Origin of the sequence: uncultured Thiocystis sp. (assembly GCF_903866365.1) — a bacterium.
GTDB lineage: Bacteria > Pseudomonadota > Gammaproteobacteria > Chromatiales > Chromatiaceae > Chromatium.
The window spans coordinates 1-8,770 of the sequence record NZ_CAIPNF010000061.1 but is presented as its reverse complement, the minus strand read 5'-3'; the positions used below and the strand labels follow the sequence as shown (position 1 = coordinate 8,770).

At 62.7% G+C, this 8,770-nt stretch carries 9 protein-coding genes and 1 pseudogene; all 10 read left to right on the top strand.

The window, feature by feature from the left end:
• Nucleotides 1–179: 179 nt before the first annotated feature.
• The 10 genes and pseudogenes from QZY07_RS03865 to QZY07_RS03820 all read left to right on the top strand — a co-directional run bounded on the left by QZY07_RS03865 (nucleotide 180) and on the right by QZY07_RS03820 (nucleotide 8,634).
• Entirely contained in the window at nucleotides 180–1,121 is a 942-nt protein-coding gene (locus QZY07_RS03865) for a transporter (protein ID WP_295399912.1), read from the top strand.
• Between the two features lie 94 nt (nucleotides 1,122–1,215).
• On the top strand, nucleotides 1,216–2,568 hold the full coding sequence (locus QZY07_RS03860) for an alpha/beta hydrolase (RefSeq protein ID WP_295399910.1): 1,353 nt from the start codon (nucleotides 1,216–1,218) through the stop codon (nucleotides 2,566–2,568).
• Between the two features lie 69 nt (nucleotides 2,569–2,637).
• Nucleotides 2,638–3,507, top strand: a complete 870-nt coding sequence (ppk2, locus tag QZY07_RS03855) for a polyphosphate kinase 2 (protein ID WP_295399907.1) — start codon at nucleotides 2,638–2,640, stop codon at nucleotides 3,505–3,507.
• Nucleotides 3,504–4,307 carry a DUF3313 domain-containing protein gene (locus tag QZY07_RS03850; protein ID WP_295399905.1) on the top strand — a complete coding sequence of 268 codons (804 nt, stop codon included), beginning with the start codon at nucleotides 3,504–3,506 and terminating at the stop codon, nucleotides 4,305–4,307. The genes ppk2 and QZY07_RS03850 overlap by 4 nt, the downstream gene beginning before the upstream one ends.
• A 62-nt stretch (nucleotides 4,308–4,369) precedes the next feature.
• Nucleotides 4,370–4,651, top strand: a complete 282-nt coding sequence (locus QZY07_RS03845) for a DUF2092 domain-containing protein (RefSeq protein ID WP_295399903.1) — start codon at nucleotides 4,370–4,372, stop codon at nucleotides 4,649–4,651.
• Between the two features lie 33 nt (nucleotides 4,652–4,684).
• Nucleotides 4,685–5,005 carry a hypothetical protein gene (locus QZY07_RS03840; RefSeq protein WP_295399901.1) on the top strand — a complete coding sequence of 107 codons (321 nt, stop codon included), beginning with the start codon at nucleotides 4,685–4,687 and terminating at the stop codon, nucleotides 5,003–5,005.
• Nucleotides 5,006–5,287: 282 nt separating this feature from the next.
• Nucleotides 5,288–5,830 (top strand): annotated as a pseudogene (locus tag QZY07_RS03835) (LOG family protein); the annotation flags it as partial.
• Nucleotides 5,831–5,906: 76 nt separating this feature from the next.
• Complete coding sequence (locus tag QZY07_RS03830) at nucleotides 5,907–7,211, top strand: flavohemoglobin expression-modulating QEGLA motif protein (protein WP_295399899.1); 1,305 nt, start codon at nucleotides 5,907–5,909, stop codon at nucleotides 7,209–7,211.
• Between the two features lie 40 nt (nucleotides 7,212–7,251).
• The gene (locus QZY07_RS03825; RefSeq protein WP_295399914.1) at nucleotides 7,252–7,806 is read left to right on the top strand and encodes a type II toxin-antitoxin system HicB family antitoxin; all 555 of its coding nucleotides are present in this window, start codon (nucleotides 7,252–7,254) and stop codon (nucleotides 7,804–7,806) included.
• A 6-nt stretch (nucleotides 7,807–7,812) separates the two neighbouring features.
• A complete protein-coding gene (locus QZY07_RS03820; protein ID WP_295399897.1) occupies nucleotides 7,813–8,634 on the top strand; it encodes a site-specific DNA-methyltransferase in 822 nt (273 codons plus the stop codon).
• Nucleotides 8,635–8,770: the final 136 nt, after the last annotated feature.

Sequence of the window (8,770 nt, the reverse complement as noted above, 5' to 3'; positions counted from 1 at the left end):
GCAATAGTTTGTTGGCGTCGATTATAATTAAGTTTATTATTAGAGTTAATTTAATCGATAGCGGTTTGTATTTTTTATAGCCAAGTTAATAATTAGTGGCTTTCTACAGTTAATTCTGTTGAAGTACTTAAATAGGTTGCTTCTGGAAGTCCAGGCTTAAAAAATCCCGAACACCTATGATGCCCTGCTCTCGCCGACACATTCAGTCAAGGCCCCGCCGGCTGGGTGTCGCCGGCGGGTCCGTCCTGCTCTTGGGAATCGCCGCCGCGCAGGCTCAAGACATCGAGCCTCGCGCCTTCTCGAACGCGCCGGTCGGGGTGAATTTTCTGATCGCGGGTTACGCCTATACGCGCGGCGGTATCGCCTTCGATTCGGCGTTGCCGGTCAAAAATCCGCAACTCGAAACCTCCAGCATGGTCCTCGCCTACGCCCGCGTGCTCGACGTTTGGGGCAAGTCCGCCAAGTTCGATGCTATCGTTCCCTACACTTGGCTCTCCGGATCGGCGGACTATCACGGCCAGCCGCTGGAGCGCGTTGTCGATGGTTTCACCGACTCCAAGCTCCGATTCTCGGTGAATCTGTACGGGGCGCCCGCGCTTAGGCTGAAGGAATTCAAGGCGTACCGTCAGGACGTGATTGTCGGCGCGAGCCTGCAAGTGTCGGTGCCTTGGGGGCAGTATGACGAGAGCCGGCTGGTCAATATTGGCATGAGCCGCTGGAGCATCAAGCCGGAGTTCGGCGTCTCCAAGGCGATCGGCTCCTGGACACTCGAACTGAGCGCGGCGGCCACGCTGTTCACGGAGAACCGGGATTTTTACGGCGGCAACCGGCGCGCGCAGGATCCGCTCTATTCCGCGCAGGCGCATGCGATCTACGGATTCGGCTCGGGCCGCTGGGCCTCGCTCGACGCCACGCATTTCAGCGGCGGCCGCACCGCGCTGAACGGTATCTCGAACGACGATCGACAGGAAAACTGGCGCCTGGGCGGAACCCTGGCGTTTCCCATCGACGCGCTTCACTCGATCAAGCTGTATGCGAGCAGCGGTGTATCCGCGCTGACGGGAAACAATTATGATCTGATCGGAATCGCCTGGCAGTACCGATGGGGTGGCGGACTTTAAATCGCATCGGTGAGTAAGATCCGATCGGTTTGTCGTTATCCTCTCGCGGCAAGCCGAGCGATCACGCATCTCCCGAACCCCAGGGATCGACCTTATGCCACGCCGATTCATCGATATCGCCGCCATCCTGCTTACCGTGGTCCTGCTCGGTGGCTGCGCCGCCAGCGGACGACCGCTGATGCCCACGCCCCTGCTCTACCAACTCCCCGGCGGACAAACGGTCTTCGACCCGTCCAGCCAGGGACGGCTGAATCCGGATGTGGATCTGCTCTTCATCACCGATCGCGCCCCGGAGACCGTGCCCGAGAGCACCCAGCCCTATGGCCAGGAACGGGCGCGCCAGATCCGCTTTGGCACCGCCCAGGTGCGCTTGGTGCCGGCGCTGGATTGGGAGACGCTGCGCGCGCAGAGCCAGCTCGCCGAGCGTACCCAGACGATCGATCTGGAGCTGGGTCCAGTGCGGGAGCTGGGCGCCTTTCCCGAGGAGCCCTATCGGCTGCGGCGCGAGGCGAGCGGCAAAATCCTGCGTGATCGGGCCGAGCTTGCGCGGCATACCGAGCTCAAGGCGACGCTCCAGAACGAGGTCGCGCGCCGGTTGGCGGTGGCGCCAAGGAAAGAGCTTCTGCTCTACGTGCATGGCTTCAACGAGACCTTCGCCACCTCCGCCTTCACCACGGCGGAGCTGTGCCACTTTCTGGGTCGGGAGCACGTCTGCGCCTTTTTCACCTGGCCCGCCTCCACGACCGGCAACTTCCTGACCTCCTATACCACCACCACCGAATCGGCGGATTACGCGGTCGAGCATCTCAAAAAGGCCATCCGCATGCTGGCGGCGACGCCCGGACTGGAGCGGCTGCAGATCCTCGCCCATAGCCGGGGCACCGCGCTGACGCTCAAGGCGGTGCGCGAGCTGACGCTGGAGGCGATCGCCGCCGGCAAGGAGCCGGTGGATCTCTACCGGATCGGAAACCTGGTGCTGCTGTCTCCGGACATCGACGTGGACATCGCCGGTCAGCAGCTCACCGGCTTTCTCTCGGACCCGGATCTGGTCACCCTGTGGCCGGAGGGACGACTGCCGCGCGTCCTGCAAGGTCGCTTGACCATCTATACCTCCGCGGATGACCGGGCGCTGCTGGTCTCACGCATCCTCTTCCGCAGTCGCCACCGGGTGGGCCAATTGCGTCCCGAGGACATCTCGGAGCGGGCCCAGCGTTACTTCGCGACCCTCGACCGGGTCGATCTCATCTCCTACGAGGGCAAGCGCACCGATCTTTTCGGTCATTCCTACTTCACCACCAATCCGGCGGTCAGCTCGGATCTGATTCAGATGGTGCGCTATGGCAAGCGGTTGGGAGAGCCGGGACGCCAGCTTGTCAAGACCGGGCCGGTGACCTGGCGGTTCCCGGCCGACGTGGAGGAGATGAACAAATCCGCCTTGCCGCGGTGAGATCCGCGCACGACGGTTGGATTCACGGGGACCGCTGAAGCGGCCACATGACGCTGGAGCCATGACGAGATGAAGGCAAAGAAAAAGGTCAAGACGGAGAACCAGGGCGCGCTGGCGGACAGCGGCGGCGAAGTCCGGTTCGAGCCGGACGCCGGTTCGCCGGGAAAGCTCACGCGCAAGGAATACGACCGCGAGCTGACCCGACTGCACGTCGAGCTGGTCAAGCTCCAGGAATGGATCCGCCACCAGGGACTCAAGGTCTGCATCGTCTTCGAGGGCCGGGATGGCGCCGGCAAGGGCGGCACCATCAAGGCCATCACCGAACGGGTCAGCCCGCGGGTGTTCCGGGTCGTGGCCCTGCCCGCGCCGACCGAGCGCGAGAAGACCCAGATGTATGTCCAGCGCTACATGCGCCACTTCCCGGCGGCGGGCGAGGTGGTGATCTTCGATCGTAGTTGGTACAACCGCGCCGGGGTCGAACGGGTGATGGGTTTTTGCACCGAGGAACAGACCGATCGCTTTCTCCAGATGACCCCCATGGTCGAGCAGGCGATGATCGACGCCGGCATCATCCTCCTCAAATACTGGCTGGAGGTCAGTTCCGAGGAGCAGACCCGACGACTCGCGGCGCGTATCGAGGACGGGCGCAAGATCTGGAAGCTCTCGCCGATGGATCTGCAATCCTACAGCCGCTGGTATGACTACTCGCGGGCGCGCGACGCCATGTTCGCGGCCACCGACACCGACTTCGCGCCCTGGTACGTCGCCCGCTCGGATGACAAGAAACAGGCACGGCTGAAGATCATCGGTCATCTCCTGAGCCAGATCCCCTATGAGGAACTGCCGCGCGAACCGGTGACCCTGCCGAAGCGGCAGAAGGCCGGCGACTATCGCGAGCCCGACTATCCGTACAAATTCATCGAGGAGAGACAACCATGACCGACCGCCGTTTCAATCGCATCCCGTGGATTGCCGGCATGGCCTTGACCGCGGCGATGTGCATCGGCGGCTGCGCCACGGATTCCAACCCCTTTGGCAGCGGCGCGAGCGTGACCGCCAGCGACCCGACCCGCCTGACCCAGAGCGGCTTTCTGTCCAACTACGCCCGCCTGAAGCCAGTGGATTGGGCGGAGGGCATCCAGTGTTGGCGCAAGCCCGATCTCGATGCCAGGAAATTCGACAAGATGCTGATCGCACGCATGCAGGTGAGCCTCAAGCCCGGTCAGCAGCAAGGGATCGATCCGACCGACCTCAAAACGCTGACCGACTATTTCCACGACTCGATGACGAAGGCGCTCAAGCCGCGAATGAAGGTGGTCGAGAAACCGGGGCCGGGGGTGCTGGGTTTGCGGATTGCGCTGACCAATCTGGTGCCGACCGATGTGACCCGAAGCGTGACGGGCACGGTCATTCCCTACGCCTTTGTGGCTGAAGCCGGTTCTGGCGTGGCGACGGGACGCCCCGCCGGTTCCACGCCTTATCTCGGGGAAACCGGCATGGAGATGCAGTTCATCGACACGACGAACGGGACCATTCTCGCCGAGTGCCGCGATACCGAGATCGGCCGCAAGTATGCGGCCGACCTGGATTCGGGGGCCACCGGCGCGGCGCAGACCTGGGCGAACGGCTATGTGAACTCGTTCCAGAGCTGGTCGTACGCCAAAAACGCCTTCGACAAGTGGTCGGCGCTCACGGCCGAGCGCTTGGCCGCGCTGCGTGGCGTGGCGCCGTCGCGGTAGTGGGATTTCCCGACGACGAAAAGCATCACCAAGCGATCAACTCAACCAAGGGGAAACGCAAGATGATCCAGCGATGTGTAAAACCGCCCACACGGCGGCGTCTCGTCCAGGCGACGGGGGTCGCTCTGAGCCTCGGGCTCGCGGTTGGGGCCATGGCGGCCGAGCCGACCGTCGATCCCGAGGCGGACCGGATCCTGCGCGCCATGTCGACCTATCTGGGCGGTCTGACCGCCTTCAGCGTGCGGGCGGATGTCGATGACGAAGTCATCGATCTCGCCGGCCAGAAGCTGCAATTGAGCAGTTCCGCGAGCCTGATCCTGGAACGGGCGGCTTCCGGTCGATGACCTGGGTGCGCTCATGAACGAGGAGGACCAGTGATGAAGACGCGACGTCCCGTGAATTCCATCGTCCTGGGCTTGGGGCTGATCGCCGCCGCGCTGATCGTCGACGGCTGGCTGCCCATCGGATTCGCCATCAAGGAGGCGCAGGCGGTCGTCGGGCGTCCCATGACGCCGGGCAGCGTGGCGGGCGTCGCCCGCCGCACGACCCGCCGGACCATTCGCCGGTCGGCGGTCTATGTGTCCACGCTGCCGGCCGGGTGTACCACGGTGGTCGTCGAGGGCGCCGCGTTGAAGCGCTGCGGCGGCAGCTACTACCAACCTTATGACGGACGCTATGCTGTCGTATACGTGGATTGACCGGAGGTCCACGGCGTGAAACAGGGTCTCGCGTCTCGCACCTGGTGACGTTGAGGCCCAACCGCCCATCGCGTGAGATCACGCATCAACCAGAGGTCTTTCCATGGCGGAGCAGCGAAAGTCAACCACGGTCAGTCTGGCCGACGAGGAAGGTGTCAAGCGAATTCTGGTGGACACGATCTTTGGCCTCTGGACGCTAGTCAGTAACCTGACCCGACTGCGCCCCTCGAAGCGCGAGCGTTTTCGGGTCACCATCTTCGGCTCGGCGCGCACGCAGCCGGACATTGGGTCTATGAAGAGGTCAAGCGTCTCGCCGCGGAACTGGCCGAACTGGACTGCGACATCGTCACCGGGGGCGGCCCCGGACTCATGCAGGCCGCCAACGAAGGCGCCCAATCCCGCGCGGCCCCGGAGCGATCACAGAGCATCGGCATCCGGATTGATCTGCCCTTCGAGCAGGACGTCAATCCTTTCGTGCAGGAGGCTTTCGAGCACCAGACTTTCTTCACCCGTCTGCACCATTTCGTGCTGGTTTCGGACGCCTATCTCGTGGTTCCCGGCGGAATCGGCACGGTGCTGGAATCCATGCTGATCTGGCAGCTCTTACAGGTGCGCCATCTGCACGATACCCCGCTCATTTTCGTCGGCGACATGTGGTCCGAACTGCTCGACTGGGCGCGCCGTTATATGCGGCGTCCCGGTTTCGAACTGGCCAATGCCGAGGACATGGATATCCCGCGTTGTACCAAGGGCGCCGACGAGGCGATGGCGATCCTGCGGGAACATCATGCGCAATGGCGGTTGCGCCAAGGTGGCGCGACCTAACCACGACGCGGTATCCGGATGATCGATCTCGGGCAAGGATTCGCGAGGATGCTCTCAACCCCTGGAGTCTTTTCACATGACCGCTACCACTGAACGGGAGAAGGAGCGCATTCGCGCCGTCGCCAGCCTGCTGCACACCGCCTGCAAACCCCTGCGTATCCTGCGGACCCTCGCCTGGGAACCGGAGGTGAAAGAGACCTTCCTGGCGCAGGGCGGCCGCGAGCTGCCGCAGGTGACCTATCCCGCCTTCGACCCGACATCCAGCATCGAGGCGGTGCGCGAGGCGCGGCGCCAGATCGTGCCGGTGACGACCATCGACCTCTGGCTGGACCGTCAGGCCAATGCCATCGAACTCAGCGCGCGCATGCTGGCGGCGGTGGGGACCGCGGGATTCTTCGAGTATGGCCGTCAACTCTATGGCGAACCGACGGCGCCGCTGCGCTATGTGCCGATCACGCCGCTCGATCTGGCGCAAAGCGTCCTCGACACCATCGCCAATCTCGCCCATATCGAGATGCACACCGCCCCGCCGAGCGATCACACGGCGGAGTCGGTCGCGGCGGATCTCGACGTCGCGGTACGCGCCCATTTCGGCGATCAGGCGCCCGCCATCGAGCTGGTCGACCGGCTGTCCGCCAATGCCCTCGCCACCTCGCGGGCGATCCGGATTCGCCGGGGGGCGCGCTTTACCGACCGCGATTGCGTCCAACTGCTGCACCATGAAGCCTATATCCATGTCGCCACCTCGCTCAACGGCAGGGCGCAGACCGATCTGCCGCTGCTGGCGGCCGGGCATCCGGGCACCACGCGCACCCAGGAAGGGCTGGCCGTGTTCGCGGAGGTGATCAGCGGTTCCATCGAGCTTGACCGGCTGCGCCGTCTGGCGGATCGGGTGCTGGCGATTCAGATGGCCATCGATGGCGCGGACTTCCTGGAGGTCTATCGCTATTATCTGGAGCGCACCGGCGACCCGGATCAGGCGTTCGAGAATGCCCGGCGGGTGTTTCGCGGCGGGGTCATCACCGGCGGCGCGCCCTTCACCAAGGATCTGGTCTATCTGCTGGGACTGCTCCAGGTGGACAACTTCATCCGCGCGGGCTTCGCCGCCGGGCGGGCCGACTGTCTCAGCCTGCTGTTCTGCGGCAAGCTCGACCTGTTCGACATCCCCGCCCTGTGCGAACTCTATGCGCTGGGTCTGTGCCGACCGCCGCGCTTTCTGCCGCCCTGGATCAGCGACCCGCGCCATCTGCTCGCCCTGCTCACCTTCTCGGTCTTTACCAGTCGGATCAGTCTGGAGCCGATCGTCGAGGTGGCACGCAAGCTGTTGGATAGCGCGCCGATGGTGCGGATGCCGGGGGCCGGGGAGACATTCCCGACCTGATGGCGGCGCAGCGGCAAGCAGGATGGGAGTGGAGGTGACCATGTTATATCCGGTCTATGTTCATCTGGGGGACGAGCAGCACGCACATGGGGTCACGATCCCCGATTTTCCGGGCTGTTTCTCGGAGGCGGACGACTGGGACGGATTGCCGGCGGCGATCCAGGAGGCGGCGGAGGTCTATTTCGAGGGGGAGACGTTAGAGCCGCCGCCACCCACGCCGCTGGAACTGTTGGCCGGGGATCCGCGGTATCGGGACGGAGCGTGGTTACTGGCGGAGATCGATTTATCGCGCCTGCGCCCCAAGGCGGTGCGGCTCAATATTTCGCTGCCGGAGTCCCTGGCACGGCGCATCGATGCGCATGCCAAATCGCATCACATGAGCCGCTCGGCCTTTCTGGCGCAGGCAGCCAGCGAGGCCATGCGTCGGGCGGAATGGCGGATTGCCGGCACAAAAAAACCCGAGGCGGCTGGGTTCGATTGCATGGTTCGGTTCACCCTGGCCGGAATGGGGATGCCGATCAGGGTAAGATGTTGGCCGCTCGGGGCCGGTGGTTTGGATCGCGCCCCGCCCTTGGACAACTCAGGACTGGACTGATCGCAGATGCCGCAACTGACCTGGCTGGGAGACGCCGACGCCAAGCGCGCCGCGCGGCGCGTCCCCTATCGACTGCTCGACACGGAGTCGGTCCACGGCGACTTCGGAGCCGCCAACTGGCTGATCCAGGGCGACAATCTGGACGCGCTCAAGGCGCTGCTGCCGTTCTGCGCCGGGCGGGTCAAGTGCATCTTCATCGACCCACCGTACAACACCCGAAGCGCCTTCGAGCACTACGACGACAATCTGGAGCACAGCCAATGGCTGTCGATGATGGTTCCGCGCCTGGAACTCCTACGCGATCTGCTCGCCGAGGATGGGTCGATCTGGGTCACGATCGACGACAACGAGGGGCATTATTTGAAGGTCGTCATGGATGAGGTGTTTGGGCGGCGGAATTTTGTCGCCGAAATCATCTGGCAGAAGCGCACGTCCCGAGAGAACCGTTCCGCGATTGGTTCGGTACACGACATGCTATTGCTTTATGCCATGAAACCAGCGGTCGAATGGAAAACCAAAAGAAATTTATTGCCTTCGAATGATGCTGGTTTTTCCAATCCGGATAATGATGAACGAGGCCCTTGGCGTTCTATACCTTTTTCGGCTCAAGGATACCGTCCGAATCAGATGTACCAAATCGTGACACCAAACGGCACGGTACACACACCGCCGAGAGGCCGATGCTGGGGCGCAACTGAACCAGAATTTCGCCAGCAATTCCCGGCGAAATCTTATTCAGCACGTTATTATGACAAAAAGATTGACATGCTATTCTTTTCTCCAAGAAAAACCCTCAGCATGATTCGCTGCTTAAAAATGGACTATTAATCTTTGAAAGCTGAAGAACTTTGCGAATAACAAAATGGGTGATCGGCAATCGAAAAACTACGAGGTATTACAGAATGCCATGTTCTTGGGTTGAAGTCGTGAGGCTCGATGACCATTTATGATCGCTTGCCAAAAT